This is a genomic window from Tepidimonas charontis, from assembly GCF_007556685.1.
Lineage (GTDB): Bacteria > Pseudomonadota > Gammaproteobacteria > Burkholderiales > Burkholderiaceae_C > Tepidimonas > Tepidimonas charontis.
This window is the reverse complement of record NZ_VJON01000005.1, coordinates 61,994-78,433: the sequence shown is the minus strand read 5'-3', so window position 1 is coordinate 78,433 and position 16,440 is coordinate 61,994. Positions and strand designations below refer to the sequence as shown.

Annotated in this window: 16 protein-coding genes; 10 read left to right on the top strand and 6 right to left on the bottom strand. The window is 66.7% G+C overall.

Features of this window, described 5'->3' with window-relative positions:
* Positions 1–72: 72 nt before the first annotated feature.
* The 6 genes from Tchar_RS02845 (at position 73) to Tchar_RS02815 (ending at position 6,136) form a co-directional block, all read left to right on the top strand.
* Entirely contained in the window at positions 73–990 is a 918-nt protein-coding gene (locus Tchar_RS02845; RefSeq protein WP_161595433.1) for an IS110 family RNA-guided transposase, read from the top strand.
* A gap of 89 nt (positions 991–1,079) precedes the next feature.
* A complete protein-coding gene (locus Tchar_RS02840) occupies positions 1,080–1,373 on the top strand; it encodes a type II toxin-antitoxin system ParD family antitoxin (protein WP_201739282.1) in 294 nt (97 codons plus the stop codon).
* Positions 1,374–1,859: 486 nt separating this feature from the next.
* Complete coding sequence (locus tag Tchar_RS02830; RefSeq protein ID WP_144327579.1) at positions 1,860–2,969, top strand: IS256 family transposase; 1,110 nt, start codon at positions 1,860–1,862, stop codon at positions 2,967–2,969.
* A 77-nt stretch (positions 2,970–3,046) separates the two neighbouring features.
* A complete protein-coding gene (locus tag Tchar_RS02825) occupies positions 3,047–3,838 on the top strand; it encodes an exodeoxyribonuclease III (protein WP_144327578.1) in 792 nt (263 codons plus the stop codon).
* 163 nt (positions 3,839–4,001) lie between these two features.
* Positions 4,002–4,976, top strand: coding sequence for a porin (locus Tchar_RS02820; RefSeq protein ID WP_144327577.1), 975 nt, complete (start codon positions 4,002–4,004; stop codon positions 4,974–4,976).
* Between the two features lie 233 nt (positions 4,977–5,209).
* Positions 5,210–6,136, top strand: a complete 927-nt coding sequence (locus Tchar_RS02815) for a porin (protein ID WP_144327576.1) — start codon at positions 5,210–5,212, stop codon at positions 6,134–6,136.
* 129 nt (positions 6,137–6,265) lie between these two features.
* Here the strand turns inward: Tchar_RS02815 and phhA are convergent, their stop codons facing one another.
* Genes phhA through hppD form a run of 3 tightly spaced genes read right to left on the bottom strand, consistent with a single transcriptional unit; the run spans position 6,266 to position 8,629 of the window.
* Entirely contained in the window at positions 6,266–7,144 is an 879-nt protein-coding gene (gene phhA / locus Tchar_RS02810) for a phenylalanine 4-monooxygenase (protein WP_144327575.1), read from the bottom strand.
* 50 nt (positions 7,145–7,194) lie between these two features.
* Positions 7,195–7,503 (bottom strand): 4a-hydroxytetrahydrobiopterin dehydratase, encoded by a 309-nt coding sequence (locus Tchar_RS02805; RefSeq protein WP_144327574.1) that lies wholly within the window; start codon positions 7,501–7,503, stop codon positions 7,195–7,197.
* Positions 7,504–7,525: 22 nt separating this feature from the next.
* On the bottom strand, positions 7,526–8,629 hold the full coding sequence (hppD, locus tag Tchar_RS02800; RefSeq protein ID WP_144327573.1) for a 4-hydroxyphenylpyruvate dioxygenase: 1,104 nt from the start codon (positions 8,627–8,629) through the stop codon (positions 7,526–7,528).
* Positions 8,630–8,781: 152 nt separating this feature from the next.
* Here hppD and Tchar_RS02795 point away from each other — a divergent pair, with 152 nt between their 5' ends.
* Entirely contained in the window at positions 8,782–9,252 is a 471-nt protein-coding gene (locus tag Tchar_RS02795) for an Lrp/AsnC family transcriptional regulator (RefSeq protein WP_144327572.1), read from the top strand.
* Positions 9,253–9,293: 41 nt separating this feature from the next.
* Here Tchar_RS02795 and Tchar_RS02790 read toward each other — a convergent pair whose 3' ends face one another.
* On the bottom strand, positions 9,294–10,055 hold the full coding sequence (locus tag Tchar_RS02790) for an SDR family oxidoreductase (protein WP_144327571.1): 762 nt from the start codon (positions 10,053–10,055) through the stop codon (positions 9,294–9,296).
* Between the two features lie 133 nt (positions 10,056–10,188).
* On the opposite strand from Tchar_RS02790, the gene Tchar_RS02785 reads away from it, so the two are divergent.
* Together Tchar_RS02785 and Tchar_RS02780 are read left to right on the top strand one after the other, a co-directional pair.
* Positions 10,189–12,162, top strand: coding sequence for a GspE/PulE family protein (locus tag Tchar_RS02785; RefSeq protein ID WP_144327570.1), 1,974 nt, complete (start codon positions 10,189–10,191; stop codon positions 12,160–12,162).
* A 25-nt stretch (positions 12,163–12,187) separates the two neighbouring features.
* Complete coding sequence (locus Tchar_RS02780; RefSeq protein WP_144327569.1) at positions 12,188–12,826, top strand: MBL fold metallo-hydrolase; 639 nt, start codon at positions 12,188–12,190, stop codon at positions 12,824–12,826.
* 89 nt (positions 12,827–12,915) lie between these two features.
* On the opposite strand, the gene Tchar_RS02775 is transcribed toward Tchar_RS02780, so the two are convergent.
* Positions 12,916–13,761, bottom strand: a complete 846-nt coding sequence (locus tag Tchar_RS02775) for a M48 family metallopeptidase (RefSeq protein ID WP_144327568.1) — start codon at positions 13,759–13,761, stop codon at positions 12,916–12,918.
* A 268-nt stretch (positions 13,762–14,029) separates the two neighbouring features.
* Here Tchar_RS02775 and Tchar_RS02770 point away from each other — a divergent pair, with 268 nt between their 5' ends.
* Positions 14,030–15,583, top strand: a complete 1,554-nt coding sequence (locus tag Tchar_RS02770) for an AmpG family muropeptide MFS transporter (RefSeq protein WP_201739280.1) — start codon at positions 14,030–14,032, stop codon at positions 15,581–15,583.
* A 365-nt stretch (positions 15,584–15,948) separates the two neighbouring features.
* Here Tchar_RS02770 and Tchar_RS02765 read toward each other — a convergent pair whose 3' ends face one another.
* Positions 15,949–16,428, bottom strand: coding sequence for an acyl-CoA thioesterase (locus tag Tchar_RS02765; RefSeq protein ID WP_236640142.1), 480 nt, complete (start codon positions 16,426–16,428; stop codon positions 15,949–15,951).
* Between the last annotated feature and the right edge of the window lie 12 nt (positions 16,429–16,440).

The following is a 16,440-nucleotide window of genomic DNA, read 5'->3' as shown; positions in this document are numbered from 1 at the left end:
CGAAGCTTCGCTTTCGTTTCCGGGTTCCGCCACACCACGCGGGGCTGCGGGCCGATCTGCGTGTGCCACGCCGTGGCCACCCGGTGTCCTGAAGTCGCCCAGTTCGATGCCCAGCGGTTCGACAACCAGGCCGAGGGCCACTCGGCGTTGATAGCGGCCCTGAAGCCGCTGGACGTGGCGCTGGTGGTGATGGAGGCCACCGGCGGCTACGAGACAGAGTTGGCCTGCGCGCTGCAAGCGGCCGGCCTGCCCGCGGCGGTGGTCAACCCGCGCCAGGCGCGCGACTTCGCCAAGTCGATGGGCCGTCTGGCCAAGACCGACGCGGCAGACGCGCGGGTGCTGGCCGAGTTCGCCGCGGTGCTGCTGCGCCGCGAAGACCTCGCCCGCTTCCTGTGCCCGTTGGCCGACCCACAACAGCAGTGGCTGGCCGCGCTGGTCACACGTCGGCGGCAGCTGCTGGCGATGCTGCTGGCCGAGCGGCAGCGGCTGCAGATCACGCCCAAGGCGCTGCATCCGAGCATCGAGGCCATCATCGCAGCCATCCAGGCCCAGCTCGACGACATCGAGGTCCGGATGGTCGGCCACGTGCGCACGCACTTCGCCGAGCTCGACCGATTGCTGCAATCGGCCAGCGGCATCGGCCCGGTGGCCAGCGCCACGCTGATCGCCGAGTTGCCCGAACTCGGCCGGCTCAACCGGCGCGAGATCGCTGCGCTGGTGGGCATCGCACCGATGGCCAACGACTCCGGCGCAAGCCGTGGCCGGCGACGCATCCAGGGCGGCCGCTTCGACGTGCGCCGTGTGCTGTACATGGCCGCACTGACCGCCAGCCGCCGCAACCCCGTCATCAAGGCCTTCTACGAACGCCTGATCGCCGCCGGCAAATGCCCCAAAGTCGCCTTGGTCGCTTGCATGCGCAAGCTGCTGACCGTGCTCAATGCCATGGTCAGAACCAACAAACCTTGGGATAACGCGCTTCACGGCGCTTGACTCGGAAGACGGTTACTCATACCTCGTTGGACAAGACTCCAGATTGCGCTCCAAGCAGGGTATTGGCATACTATGCCAATCTTTCCTGTATGAAGATCGCCTTGCCGACGCGCAATGTTGTCCTTACCGATCACCAGGCCGCGCTGGTAGAGCATTTGGTCGCCTGCGGCCGCTACCAGAATGCCAGCGAAGTGCTGCGCGAGGGCTTGCGTCTCGTCGAACAACGCGAGGCCGAGGACGCCAGCCGCCTCGAAGCGCTGCGCACCGCCGCCAAGGCGGGCATCGCCGATGTCGAGGCGGGTCGCTACAAGACGTTCGATACCCGGGAATCCTTGCGCGCTCACCTGAAGGCTTTGACAGCCCAAACGCTCGTCCAAGCATGAGCGAGCCGTGGCGCGTTCGCCTGGCCGCCATTGCTGAGGCCGATCTGCTCGACATTGCAGCGTGGACGACGGAGCACTTCGGTTCCCCGCAGGCCGCGTTCTACATCGAGACCGTGACACAAGCCATCGAGGCCTTGCACGAGGGACCCGACATCCTGGGGGGCCAAAGCGAGGGACGACATCGGGCCCGGCATTCGCACCCTGCATGTGGCGCGGCAGGGCAGAAAGGGCCGTCACTTCGTCATGTTCCGAGTTGCTCCGGGGCGAGTCATCGAGGTGCTGCGCCTACTTCACGACAGCAGGGATCTGTCGAGGCATTGGCCCAACGATGACGCCGCAATCCAGTGAGTCCGTGTGCAGCGGGGCTACAGCGTGCTCCTGCGGTGGCGAGGGTGTCAGGATTTTTGTGTGGGGGGCCTACCATGACGACTTCCAGGAGCCCCCACACCACGCAAGAAGAACCCCGCTGTCGCGAAGCCGGACGCCATCCTCCCCGACGAGCTTCTTGAGAAGCTGATCCCCGGCCCGATGGACGCTGCCGGCGTCGAGGCCGTGTTCCAGAAGTTGAAGAAGGTTGTGATCGAGCGTGCCCTGGGCGCCGAGCTCGGCATGCACCTGGCCAGCCCCGAGGGCGGCCGCGGGAACCATCGCAACGGCCGCAGCGGCAAGACCGTGCTGACCGACGACGGGCCGCTGCGGATCGAGGTGCCCCGCGACCGGGCCGGCAGCTTCGAACCGCAGCTGATCCCGAAGCACGAGCGGCGTTTCGCCGGCTTCGACGACCGGATCATCTCGATGTATGCCCGCGGCATGTCGGTGCGCGAGATTCAGGGCCATCTGGCCGAGATGTACGCCATCGAGGTGTCACCGGAGTTCATCAGCGCCGTCACCGACGCGGTGATGGCCGAGGTGGGCGCTTGGCAGGCGCGGCCGCTGGAGCCGATGTACCCGGTGGTGTTCTTCGACCCCCTGCGGGTGAAGATCCGCGAGGACGGCGTGGTGCGCAACAAGGCGGTGTACCTGGCCTTGGGCGTGCTGCCCGACGGCACGCAGGACATCCTGATCGGCGTGGCCGACGGCCTGAAGGGCCTGCCGGAGGCACTGGAGGCGGTGTTTCCGGCCACGACGCTGCAGACCTGCATCGTGCACCTGATCCGCAACAGTCTCGATTACGCGAGCTGGAAGGACCGCAAGGCGCTGGCGGCGGCCATCAAGCCCGTCTACACCGCGCCCAGCGCGGAGGCTGCGGAAGCTGAGCTGGACGCGTTCGAGGCAGGCCCTTGGGGCCAGCACTTCCCGACCGTCGTGGCGGCCTGGCGGCGGGCCTGGGGCCGGGTGATCCCGTTCTTCGCCTTTCCGCCCGAGGTGCGGCGGATCATCTACACCACCAACGCCATCGAGAGCGTGCATTCGCGGCTGCGCAAGATCATCAAGAGCCGCGGGCATTTCCCGAGCGACGAGGCCGCCACCAAGCTGATCTGGCTGGCCCTGCGCAATATCACCGCCGACTGGAAGCGCTCGAGCAGGGAGTGGAAATCGGCAATGAACCAGTTTGCGATACTGTACGGAGACCGCTTCATCCTCACGCCGCGCTGAGCGGCACAAAGGCTGATTCAGAAAACCGCCTCGCACACAAAAATTCAGACCGGCCCTCGTTGCACGCCATCGCGCCCATGCTGACCGTCACCACCCTCAACCTCAACGGAATCCGCTCTGCCGCCAGCAAGGGGCTGGAGGACTGGGTCGCCGCCACGGCGCCGGACCTGCTGTGCGTGCAGGAGCTCAAGGCCCAGCCCCCCGACATGGCCGGCCGTTTCGACACCCTGGCGGGTCTGCGAGGGTATTTTCACTGCGCCGTCAAGAAAGGCTACTCGGGCGTTGGAATCTATAGCCGGTACGAACCCAGCGACGTCGTCATCGGCATCGGCGTGCCCGAGTTCGACGCCGAGGGTCGCTACCTGGAGCTGCGCTTCGACACCCCCGCGCGGCGCTTGAGCGTCGTCAGTGTCTATTTCCCCAGTGGATCGTCGAGCGACGAGCGCCAGCAGGCCAAGTTTCGTTTTTTGGATGAGATCACGCCACAGCTGGCGCGCCTGGCGGCCGAGCGTGAATGCCTGGTCTGCGGCGACATCAACATCGCCCACACCGAAAAAGATCTGAAAAACTGGCGCAGCAACCAGAGGAACAGCGGCTTTTTGCCCGAGGAGCGCGCCTGGATGACCCAACTGCTCGGAGGCGGCGCGTGGGTGGACGTGTACCGCCGCCTGTACCCGGACGCCGAGGGGGACGGGTACACTTGGTGGAGCCAGCGCGGCCAGGCGTGGGCCAAAAATGTGGGCTGGCGCATCGACTACCAGCTCGCCACCCCGGCGCTGGCGGCGGTGGCGCGCAGCGCGTCGGTGTACAAGGCGCAGCGCTTCAGCGACCACGCGCCCTTGACCGTCCGCTACGAAATGGGGTTGTGAGGCCTGCTTGTTGCGCGAAAGCGACAGTTTGGTCGGCATTGGGGGCAACCCTAGCCGAAACCCGCTCCGTATCTGGTGAAATACGGTCTAGCCTCCACGCGGAGGCCGGTCGGGCAGACCCCGGCCCCCGTTTCCCACTCTGGACAACTCTTGGAGAGATCGAATGAAAAAGACGTTGATCGCCCTGGCCGCCGTTGCGGCCACCGGTGCGGCCATGGCCCAATCGTCCGTCACCCTGTACGGTGTTGCAGACATCGGCATCACTGACACCAATGCCACGGGTACCAAGCTGAAGCTGGACAGCTCAGGCACGATGAACAACACCGGTTCCCGTTGGGGCATTCGTGGCACGGAAGATCTGGGTGGCGGCCTGAAGGCCGGTTTCAACTTTGAGGCGCAGGTGTGGCTGGACGACGGTGCGGTCAAAGAAAGCACTGTTCCTAATAATCCTCCTAATCCTAAAAATGGAAATTACTTCGACCGCGCTGCTTACATGACGCTGTCTGGCGGCTTCGGCGAGCTGAGCCTGGGTCGTCGTCTGAACCCGGCGTTCCACACCGCCGCGGCTTGGGAACTGACCGGCGCGGCCAACTACTCGGCCGTGTCGAGCCAGTTTGGCGCCGTGCTGGCTGGCGTCCGCACCAGCGACATGATCATGTACACGTCGCCCAACATGAGCGGCTTCGTGGCCCAGTTCGGTCACCGCTTGAAGGGTGATAATGGCACCAAGGCCAGCAACGACCTGTCGCTGCGCTACGCGCAAGGCCCGCTGTCTGTGGCCTTCAACTACAACAACAACGCCGGCCGCACGGGCAACAACAAGCACCTGGGTGCGAGCTACGACTTCGGCGGCTTCAAGCTGGCCGGTGCGTGGATCGATCCAGCGGGTGCTGCGAAGGGCTTTGCGATCGGTGGCAGCACCACCGTCGGTACGGTCACGCTGACGGCTGACTTCGTCCGCGACACGAAGGCCAAGGACACCGACTTCGTGTTGGAAGCCAAGTACCCGCTGTCCAAGCGCACCTTCGCTTACGCCGCTTACCTGCGTGACGGCAAGAAGAAGGATGGCGCCTTTAAAGCGGCCACGGCCCGCAAGGATGTTGGCGGCTTCGGTCTGGGCATCCGCCACAACTTCTGATCGACGGTCGTCTGACGGCTGAGAAACCCGCTGCTTCGGCAGCGGGTTTTTTGTTGGAGCGGGGCGTGAGGTGGGGTGTCTGAGGACCGGGCGTGTTGCGCATCTGCAACGATTGGGGTGCCCAAAATGGGGGAAAACCCTGATCGTCAAGAAAATGCCACTACCATTGGCTCGTGTGCCGCAGTCCTCGCGGAAAGCGGCGAACACCCTCAACCCGTCGAAAGGTGAACCTCATGAAAAAGACGCTGATTGCGCTGGCCGTCCTGGCCGCCTCGGGGGCTGCCATGGCCCAATCGTCGGTAACGCTGTATGGCGTGGCTGACATGGTGATTCACAAAGACAAGGGCCAACCCACCAAGCTGAAGAGCGACGGTGTTTCCTTCAGCCATTGGGGCATCAAGGGCGAGGAAGATCTGGGTGGCGGTCTGAAGGCCGGCTTCCTGTACGAGCAAGCGATTGCCCTCGACAACGGCGCTGCCGGCCCTGGCTTTGACCGTCAAACCTACCTGAGCCTGTCGGGTGGCTTCGGCGAGATCAAGCTGGGCAAGATCTGGACGGCGTACGACGACATCAGTGGCGCCACCGACGCGGCGTTCAACGCCATCGTTTTGAGTCCGGTGTGGTTGATTTTCCAAAGCCAGTACGGCTACACCTATAACCCCAACAACGGCATTTACTATGCCACGCCGTCGTTTGGCGGTTTCAGCGGTGCGGTCAGCACCAACCTGCGCGAAGGTAAGGCCAACAGCCGTGTCTCGGCCTTCCACGTCAAGTACGAAGGTGGCCCGCTGTTCGTCGCGCTGGGTTATCAGGATGACGAGCCGAACAACGAGAAGTACACCCGCATCGGCGCGTCCTACGACCTGGGCGTGGCCAAGCTGCTGGGCACCTACGGCCGCGTCAAGAACGAGGATGTGGATGAGTGGTCGGTCGGCGCCGACGTGCCGGTCGCGACCAACCTGGTCGTGTCGGTTGGCTACGCGCAGAGCAAGAAAGACGGCGGCAAGGCCGAGCGTGGCTGGAGCGTGGCGGCTGCCTACGCTCTGTCCAAGCGGACCACGGCGTACGCCGGCTTCTTTGACGCCAACGCCGCTGCCGTCAACGGCCGCGCCGGTGCGCCGGACAGCCGCTTTGGCATCGGCCTGAAGCACACGTTCTGATTCGTGCGGCCGTCAGGCCGCTGACCCCGTCAGAGCATCCAGCCGCCAGAATTTTCTGGCGGCTTTTTTGCATGTGCGCTGGAAATACGCGCCTCGCGGGGGGGGGCGCGTGCCAGAAAGACGTAAGTGTCAAACCCGCTGCTGGTGGTATCTGCCATCCCCCCGGCTGATCACCGCGTCGGTGGGCAGCACCGCGTCGGCCGGCAGGGTGTCCAGCCGGCCCACCTGTTCGTACAGCGGCGCGAAGTCGATCTCGGCCAGGCGCAGCAGGTCCTCCAGCCGGTCGAGCACGAAGTAGGTTTGCTGAAAGTCGTCGATGCGGTAGCGGGTGCGCATCACCCGCGCCAGATCGAAGCCCAGGCGGTGGGGTGAGGGGGATTCCAGGCAAAAGCGGCTTTCGGATGCGGAGGACACGATGCCTGCGCCGTAGATGCGCAGCGCGCCGGCCTCGCGCACCAGGCCAAACTCCACCGTGTACCAGTACACGCGCGCCAGCATCTCCAGCGCCCCTAGGCGCTGCGCCCGCAGGCCGCCGTGCCCGTAGGCCTGGATGAAGTCGGCCATGACCGGGTGCATCAGCATCGGCACATGGCCAAACACGTCGTGGAAGACGTCGGGCTCCTGGAGATAGTCCAACTGGTCGGCGCGGCGGATGAACTGCCCGGCGGGAAAGCGCCGGTGGGCCAGGTGCTCGAAAAAGACGTCGTCCGGCACCAGCCCCGGCACGGCGACCACCTGCCAGCCGGTGTGGCGCATCAGCACCTCGGACAGGCGCTCGAAGTCCGGGATGCGGTCGGGCTCGATGGGCAGGCGGCGCATGCCGTCGACGAAGGCGTCGCAGGCGCGCCCGGGCAGCAAGGCCATCTGGCGGCGGTAGAGCGTGGCCCAGGTGGCGTGTTCCTGCGGGGTGTAGGCGGCCCAGTTTTGTGGGATGGTCCAGTCGGGGCTGGCTGGGCGGCCAGCCTCACCGGCCGCCCAGCCGTGCAGGGCGGTGGCGGTGGTGTCCATGATGGTCTCCTCGGCAGGGCAATGCCCTGGGCTGCAGCGGACGGGGCGCTTCAGGCGTCGCGCGCGCCCAGGGCCGCTGCGGCGGCATCGATCCAGCGCGCAAGGGCAATGTCGCGCTCGGTCAGGCCGCCGGCGTCGTGGGTGGTCAAGACGATGTCCACCCGGTCGTACACGTTGAACCATTCCGGGTGGTGGTTGCGGCGCTCGGCCTGAAGGGCCACGCGCGTCATGAACCCGAAGGCGGCGTTGAAGTCCGCAAAGCGCAACGTGCGCTGAATGGCGTGGCGTTTGGCGTCGAAGGTCCAGGCAGGCACCTGGGCCAGGGCGGATGTCAGCGCAGCGCCTTCGAGTTTGGTCATGGCAGGGGTCCTTCGGGTGGGGTCAGGCGGCCGCGGCTTCGACTTTGAGGGTGCCGCGGCGGATTTGATCGCGCTCCAGGCTTTCGAACAGGGCCTTGAAGTTGCCTTCGCCGAAGCCTTCGTCGTTTTTGCGCTGGATGAATTCGAAAAACACCGGGCCCAGCACGGGCTGGCTGAAGATCTGCAGCAGCAATCGCTTGTCCCCGTGCGTGGTGCTGCCGTCGAGCAAAATGCCACGCGCCTGCAGCTCGCCGACCGGCTCGCCGTGGCCGGGCAGGCGTTCGTCCAGCATTTGGTAGTAGATGTCGTTGGGGGCCGTCATCAGCGGCACGCCGGCCAGCTGTAGGGCGTCCACGCTGCGGATGAGGTCGTCGGTGAGCAGCGCGATGTGCTGGATGCCTTCGCCGTTGAATTGCATCAGGAACTCTTCGATCTGGCCGTTGCCGCCGGAGCCGCCCTCTTCGTTGAGCGGGATGCGGATGAGGCCGTCGGGGGCGGTCATCGCGCGGCTCTTGAGGCCCGTGTATTCGCCTTGAATGTCGAAGTAGCGGATTTCACGGAAGTTGAACAGGCGCTCGTACCACTGCGCCCAGTAGGCCATGCGTCCGCGATAGACGTTGTGCGTGAGGTGGTCGATGATTTTGAAGCCGTGCCCGACCAGGTGGCGTCGCGCGGGGTCTTCGAACTCGGGCAGAAATTCGAAGTCGATGTCGTAGATGCTCTTGCCGTCTTCGTAGCGGTCGATCAGATACAGCGGCGCGCCGCCGATACCTTTGATGGCCGGCAGGCGCAGCTCCATCGGGCCAGTGGGGATGTCGATGGGTTGCGCGCCCAGCTCCAGCGCGCGGTAGTAGGCGCGGTGCGCGTCGCGCACGCGAAACGCCAGCCCGCAGGCGCTGGGCCCGTGCTCCTGCGCAAAGTAATCGGCCAGGCTGCGGGGCTCGCGGTTGATGATGAAGTTGATCTGCCCCTGGCGCCATAGCTCCACATCCTTGGAACGGTGGCGCGCGATGCGGGTGAAGCCCAGCGCCTGAAACAGCGGCTCCAGCACGTTGGGGGTGGGCGCGGCAAATTCGACGAACTCGAATCCGCACAGCCCCATGGGGTTGTCGAAGAGGTCGGCCACGGTCACGACTCCTGCACTGAAATTGAAAGCCGGAAGCATATGTCCGTGTCGACGCAATGGGCTTGCGTTTCGACGACCGGAAAACCCGCAATCATGAAAAATCGTTGCGTGTTTCGGGTAAAACCCGCACTGTTCTGACCCAGGAGAGCCCCATGACGCCCAGCCCTTCCATCGACGCGGTGGACCGCCGCATCCTGGCCCGTTTGCAGGAGGACGGGCGCATCACCAACCAGGCCTTGGCCGAAGCCGTGCATCTGTCCCCGGCGCAGTGCAACCGCCGCCACCGCCGGCTGGAGGAGCGCGGCTTCATCCGCCGCTACGAGGCGCGCTTGGACGCCGCGCGCCTGGGGCTGGGGGTAACGGCCTTCGTCCACGTGACGATGGAGCGCGGCCACATCCGCGAGGTGGAAAAATTTCGCGACCAGGTGCGCGCCATGGCCCAAGTGCAGGAGTGCTACGCCGTCACGGGCGACTTCGACTACGTTCTGAAGGTGGTGGCGCGTGATCTGAAGGCGCTGTCCGATTTTTTGCTGGGAACGCTGGCCCAGTTGCCCGGCGTCAATGGTGTGCGCTCGAGCGTGTGCCTGGACGAAATCAAGTGCACCAGCGCACTGCCGCTGTGATGTGCGCTCGCCGCTCGGGAGCCCTGCACCGCGCGCGCCGGTTAGCCGCGGCCGACGAACGGCATCTGGGTGGCCATGACGGTCAGGAACAGGACGTTGGCCTGCAGCGGCAGGCGCACCATGGTCATGAAGGTTTGCACCACGGCGTCCATGTCCATGCGCGCTTCGGGGCGAATGCTGCCGTCGGCCTGCGGCACGCCGGCAGCCATCGCGGCCGTCATGTCGCTGGCGACGTTGCCGATGTCGATTTGGCCGACGGCGATGTCGAAGGCGCGCCCATCCAGCGCCGCGGCTTTGGTCAGCCCGGTGATGGCGTGCTTGGTGGCGGTGTAGGCGATGGAGCCCGGGCGCGGCGTGTGCGCCGAGATCGAGCCGTTGTTGATGATGCGCCCGCCACGCGGGGTTTGGGCGCGCATCAGCGCAAAGGCGGCGCGCAGACAGTAAAAAGCCCCGTCGAGGTTGGTGGCGACGGCGCGCTGCCAGTCGTCGAGCGTTACCTCGTCGGGCAGCGCGGCCGGGGTGAAAACGCCGGCGTTGTTGAAGAGCAAATCGAGCCGGCCGTGGGTGGCGTGCACGGCGTCAAACGCGCGTTGTACGTCGGCCGGATCGCTGACGTCGGCCACGAACGGATGCGCACGCGTCGCCGCTGCGGGACTGGCGGCGGCTGCGGTGGCGTGCAGTGCGTCGGCACGTCGGCCCAGCAGCCAAACCGTCCAACCCTCTTGCAGCAGGGCCAGGGCGCAGGCGCGGCCGATGCCGCTGCCAGCGCCGGTGACGACGGCGATACGGGGGCGTGTGTCCATGGCTGCATTGTCGCGCACGGGCGCGCCACTGCGCAAACACCGCGCCAGACGTGACCGCCGGCGGTGAGGGGGTGCCGATCGGCCAGCGCCCGGTGCCGCTCGGGGCAATCGGTCTCGCGCGATGCTTGACGCCATGAGCGTCGACTCTGACAACGATTCCGCACCGTGCCCAGCCGCGCCGGCTCCGGCTTCGCCCCTGCAGCCGCGCACCGCGGCCGAGTTGTGGGCGCTGTTGGACCGACCCCAGACGCGTGCGCTCACTGCACGCCACCTGGGTGAAGCGCTGGTGCAAATGGGTTTTCTGAGCGAGCAGCAGCTGCGCGAGGTGCTGGTGACGCAGCACGAGCAGCGCCACCTGGGGGTGGACCGCCAGGTGGGGGACTGGTTGATCGAGCGCGGCTTGGTGTCGGAGACACAGTTGCATCAAGCCATCGCCACGTGGTTGGGCAACCACACCGTCGATCCCACGCACTTTGCCTTCGACCGCGAGGCCGTGGCGCTGGTACCGCAGGCGCTGGCGCAGCGCGAATCGGTGGTGCCGCTGGCGCTGCGCGGCGACGAACTGGCGGTGCTGATGGCCGATCCGCTCGACCAACGGCTGCTGGAGGAGCTGCGATTCCTCACGCAGCGCCGCCTGCGGCCGGTGCTGGCCGCACCGGGTACGCTGCCAGCGGCTTTGGCCCGGGCCTACGAGACGACCCCGGCACTGTCTGGACTGCAGCCCGCACGCCACGGCGAGCACGTCGGTGCAGAGGCGAACCGCCGGCGTCTGACGGCGCACGATTGGCTGGCCGATTTGCAGCAGGCCGCCGAGGTGGGCGCGGAGCAGCAGACCGATGTCGTCAGTGAGGCCGACAACACCCTGGTGCGCCTGATCAACAGCCTGATCGAGGAAGCGATCGCGCAGAAGGCCTCCGATATTCACATCGAGACCGAGCCGCCGCCGAAGCCGGTGCGCGTGCGGCTGCGCATCGACGGCGAGCTCAAGCGCTACATGGAAATCGATGCGCGCTTTCGCTATGCCCTGGTGGCGCGCATCAAGATCATGGCCGGCATGGACATTTCGGAGCACCGCAAGCCGCAGGACGGCAAGATCGACTTTGCGCGCTTCGGTGGCATCAAGACCGAGCTGCGCGTGGTCACGGTGCCGACCACCGCTGGTCTGGAAGACGTGGTGCTGCGGCTGTTGGCGGCTTCCAAGCCGATGCCCTTGGATGGCATCGGGCTGTCCGAGCGCGACTTGGCCGATCTGCGCCGCATGGCGCTCAAGCCCTACGGCCTGATTTTGGTGTGCGGGCCCACCGGCAGCGGCAAGACCACCACGCTGCACTCCCTGATTGCTGACATCAACACCGAAGACCGCAAAATCTGGACCGCCGAAGACCCGATCGAGATCACGCAGGCTGGGCTGCGCCAGGTGCAGATCAATGCGCGCATCGGCTGGACGTTTGCTGCTGCGATGCGCACCTTCTTGCGCGCCGACCCGGACGTGATCATGATCGGCGAGATGCGTGACGAGGAGACCGCGCGCATCGCCGTGGAGGCGTCGCTGACCGGGCACTTGGTGTTGTCCACACTGCACACCAACAGCGCGCCCGAGAGTATCACGCGACTGCTGGAGATCGGCATTGATCCGTTCAATTTTTCCGATTCGCTGCTGGCCATTCTGGCGCAGCGCTTGGTGCGTCGCCTGTGCAAGCATTGTGTGCAAAGCCGCCCGGCCACCGACGACGAGCTCGAAGCACTGGCTACGCACTACCTGAGCTCCAGTGCCGAGCCGGGCGCATCGCTGGATGTGGCGGGGCAGATCGAGCGCTGGCGTGCGGCTTACGGCGTGGACGTCGGCGCTCGGCGCGTCGTGCGCGCCTATGTCAAGCGCGGCTGTGAAGTCTGCGAGGGCCGGGGGTACAAAGGTCGCCTGGGCATCTATGAGTTGATGCTGTGCGACGATGCGATTCGGCACCATATCCGGCATCGCTCGCCGGCTGGCGATATCCGCGCCGCGGCGCTGGCGGCGGGCATGCACACCTTGCGCCAGGATGGCATCGAAAAGGTATTGGCGGGTCTGACCGATTTGTCCGAGGTCATCGCCGCCACCAATGTGTGACGGCGCACTGCCTACAATGGCGGCCATGCTGCGCTATCTGACGATCCCGGTCACACCGTTTGCCCAGAACTGCTCGCTGCTGTGGTGCGAGGCCACGCGGCAGGCGGCGGTGATCGACCCCGGGGGCGACATCGACACCGTGCTGGCCGAAAGCGATCGCCTGGGGCTGGCGTTGGGCCAGATCTGGCTGACGCACGCGCACATCGACCACGCCGGCGGTGCCGGCGAGCTGGCCGAGCGGCTGGGATTGCCCATCGTCGGCCCGCACCCAGGCGACCAATTCTGGATCGACGCCCTGCCGCAGCAAAGCCAAATGTTCGGTTTTCCGCCCGCGCGGGCGTTTACACCGACACGCTGGCTCTATGACGGCGATACCGTCTCGGTGGGCGAGTGCACCTTGCAGGTGCGCCATTGCCCAGGGCACACGCCGGGGCATGTGGTGTTTCATAGCGCCCAAGCCAAGCGCGCGTTCGTCGGCGACGTGCTGTTTGCCGGCAGCATCGGCCGCACCGACTTCCCCGGCGGGGATCACGACCAGCTCATCGCCAGCATCACGCAGCGTCTGTGGCCGATGGGCGACGATACGGTCTTCATTCCCGGCCATGGCCCCGAGAGTACCTTTGGCCGCGAGCGCCGCAGCAATCCCTTCGTCGGCGGCACCTGACCCAGACGGGGCTGCAAACGAGGCGCCACAGCCGCCCGGCCTCCCCGGGCAGGGGGCGCACGCGGTCGGGCGCGGGGCAGCACCGGCGGTCAACCGGCGCGCCGCGCCTGCTCGTACAAGCCTTCGACTTTGGGGATGTTGGCCTCCAGGTCGCGGATGCGGTTGGGTCCGCTGGGGTGGGTGGATAGAAACTCCAGCCCATTGTTGCCAGTGACGGCGGCCATCTTACGCCACAGCGAGACGCTGGCGCGCGGATCGTACGCGCCGCGGGCGGCCAGTTCCAGCCCCACCAGGTCGGCCTCGGTTTCGTCCTCGCGGCTGAACTTCAGACTCAGCAACTGGGTGCCCAGGTCGGCGGCCAGCCGTCCGACATCGCCCAGCCCCAACAGCTGCGCGCCCAGCGACAGGCCGAGGCCGGTGGCCTGGGTCTTGGCGATACGCTCGCGCGCGTGCTCGCGCAGGGCGTGCGCCATTTCGTGGCCCATCACCATCGCGGCTTCATCATCGGTCAGCGCCAACTGGTCGAGAATGCCGGTGAAAAACGCGATCTTGCCGCCGGGCATACAAAAGGCGTTGATCTGCCGGCTGCCGATGAGGTGGACCTCCCACTGCCAGCGGCTGGCGCGCGGATTCCACGCGGGGGTGTGCGGCAGCAGCCGCCGCGCCGTGGCGCGCAGCCGCCGCAGCTGCGGGTGGTCGTCGGGCGCCAGCGCGCCTTTGGTGCGCGCTTGCGCCAGCAGCTGCTGGTACTGTTGCGCGGCGGCGCTTTCCAGTTGCTCGGCGCTGACCAGCTTGCGCATCGACGACGGCGGCCCCACATCGACCTGGGCCAGGCCGGCGGCCGGAGCCAGCGCCAGCCCGGCGCCGCCGGCGGCCAATGAGGTCAGAAAGCCGCGGCGCGGCAGACAAGAGCGGGCCAGGCACATCCAGCACATGGGCCGATGATAGGCCATGGCGGGGTTGGAGGGCGACGGGCGCCACCGTGGCCCGTGCCCTGCGTGCCGTGATGCCCGCGGGTGCCGAGGGCAGGACGTATGATGCGCTCTGTGCGGGTGGCATCGCCGCGCCGGCTCGGCGTCACGGGTTGTCTCGGGATGGCGTGGGGGGTGCCGACTGCCCGCTCGTGGTGCGACGCGCGGCGCGTCGTGGGTCGCTTGAGCTGTGGGGTCTGTGTCCGTCGTGTCATCCACATCGTCGCTCCACTTGGCACGTGCGCCTGCCAGACGCTGGCCTCTGCGGCGCTGGGCGCGGCGCAGCCGGGCGCTGTTGTGGGACCGGCGCGTGCTGGCGTTGGCGGCGCTGGGCTTCTCGGCGGGCTTGCCGCTGTTGCTGATTTTTTCGTCGCTGTCGCTGTGGCTGGGTGAGGCGGGCGTGGAGCGCCGCGCGGTGACGTTTTTCAGTTGGGCGGCGCTGGCGTATTCCTTCAAGTTCGTTTGGGCGCCGCTGGTGGACCGCTTGCCCCTGCCGGGGCTGACCGCGCGCCTGGGGCGGCGGCGTGCCTGGCTGCTGCTGGCGCAGTTGGGTGTGGTGGCAGCGATTCTGGGTATGGCCAGCACCGACCCCGCCGCCGGCGGGACGGCCTTGGTGCGGATGGCTGCATTCGCGGTGCTATTGGGCTTCATGTCGGCCACGCAAGACATCGTGATCGACGCTTACCGCATCGAAATCGCCAGCGCACGCCGCCAGGGCGTGTTGTCGTCGGCCTACATCGCCGGCTATCGGATGGGCATGGTGGTGGCGGGCGCCGGGGTGCTGTATCTGGCCGCGGCCTGGGGCTCGGCCAAAGGCCAGTACGTGTATGGCGCCTGGGCGGCGGCCTACGCCTGCGCCGCACTGGCCATGGGGGTAGGGGTGCTGACCACACTGCTGGTGCCCGAGCCGCCGGTGGACGCCGACGTGGCACCGCGCCCAGCCGTCCAGCACGCGCGCCTGCTGGCGGTATTTGTGGCGGCGGTAGTGGCGTTCGTGGCGCTGTTTTGGGGCTGGGGGGTGGCCTGGGGCCCCGTGTCGTGGGGGCCGTTGGGTGCTTTTCTGTGGGAGGCGGCGCGGCTGGCGGTGGCGCTGGCCGGCGCCGCGCTGACGGGGTTGACGCTGGTGCGCCTGGGGGTGGCGCCGCCGGCGGCGGTGCGCGCCACCTGGGTGGAGCCGGTGCGGGCGTTTTTCGTGCGCCACGGCTGGGCCGACGCGGTGCTGCTGCTGGCCATCGTGGGGTTGTATCGGATGTCCGACATCGTGCTCGGCGTCATCAGCAACGTCTTTTATCAGGATGTGGGGTTTTCCAAGCCGGATATCGCCGCCGCGGTGAAGACCTTTGGGGTCGTCGTCAGCATTGCGGGTGGCTTTTTGGGGGGGCTGCTGGCGGGCGGCTTGGGCGTGCTGCGCGCTCTGTGGTGGGGGGCGCTGCTGTCGGCACTGACCAATCTGGCCTTCATCGGCTTGGCCCTGGCTGGACCACAGCGCTTTCTTCTGTACGCGGTCGTTGCAGCCGACAACCTGGCCGCCGGCTTTGCCAGTGCCGCCTTCGTGGCTTTTCTGTCCAGTTTGACGCAGGTGCGCTTTACGGCGGTGCAGTACGCCATTTTCAGTTCGCTGATGACGCTGCTGCCCAAGACCTTGGGCGGTTACGCCGGCACGCTGGTGGATGCCTTGGGCTACCCGGGCTTTTTCGTGTTGACGACGTTGTTGGGACTGCCGGTGTTGGGATTGGTGACCTGGGCCGGGCGGCGGCTGCCCACGCAAGCGCCGGCACGCGGATGATGTCCGGCCAGCCTCCCCCAAACAGGGGAGGTCGGGGGGGCGCTTTTTCCCTCGATAATCTGATCAAGCTGTCACATCGACCAGGGCAACCTGGGTCCAAGGCTTGGCCGTTGTCCGTACAACAAACAAGGCAGGGAGGCGGTGCGCAGCCCCTCGGCGTGGCGCCGGGGGGCGGTCGCGCCCGGTCAAAGGATGAGCCGGCGTGGGTGGGTGTGCGGCACCTTGACCCCAACGACGTCCTGATGGACTTGACCGGCCCCAGCGGCCGGTTTTTTTTGCCGAGATCACGAGCCTGTGGCAGTCGTCCGCGGCGGGTGGGCGGTCATGCGGCCCTTGCCCGCCGGTCGCAGGCAAGCCCGCTTGGCTCAGTCCTGCGCAGCCGTGGGTTGATTGCTTGCGGGGTGCGCAGATGCGCTGGCGGGGCGTGGCACCGGCCGTGGTTTGCCGTGCTCGTCGATGGCCACATAGGTCAGCGTCGCCTCGGTGACCTTGACGCATTGGTAGTGCGGGCGCTGGCGTTCGGCCCACACCTCCACCCGCACCGTGATCGACGTGTGGCCGATGCGCACCAAGGTGCTGTAAAAGCTCAGCAAGTCGCCCACCTTCACCGGCTGTTTGAACAAAAACTGATTGACGGCGACGGTGGCGAACCGCCCGCCCATATAGCGGGCCGGAATCACCGATCCGGCCAGATCCACCTGCGCCATCACCCAGCCGCCAAAGATGTCGCCGTTGGCGTTGACGTCGGCCGGCATCGGGATGACGCGCAGCACCAGTTCTTTGTCGGTGGGCAGGGCAGCAGGGCTTGCGGGTACGATCGGGTCTGTTGGCTTCATCGATTCCATAGCGGAGATTGT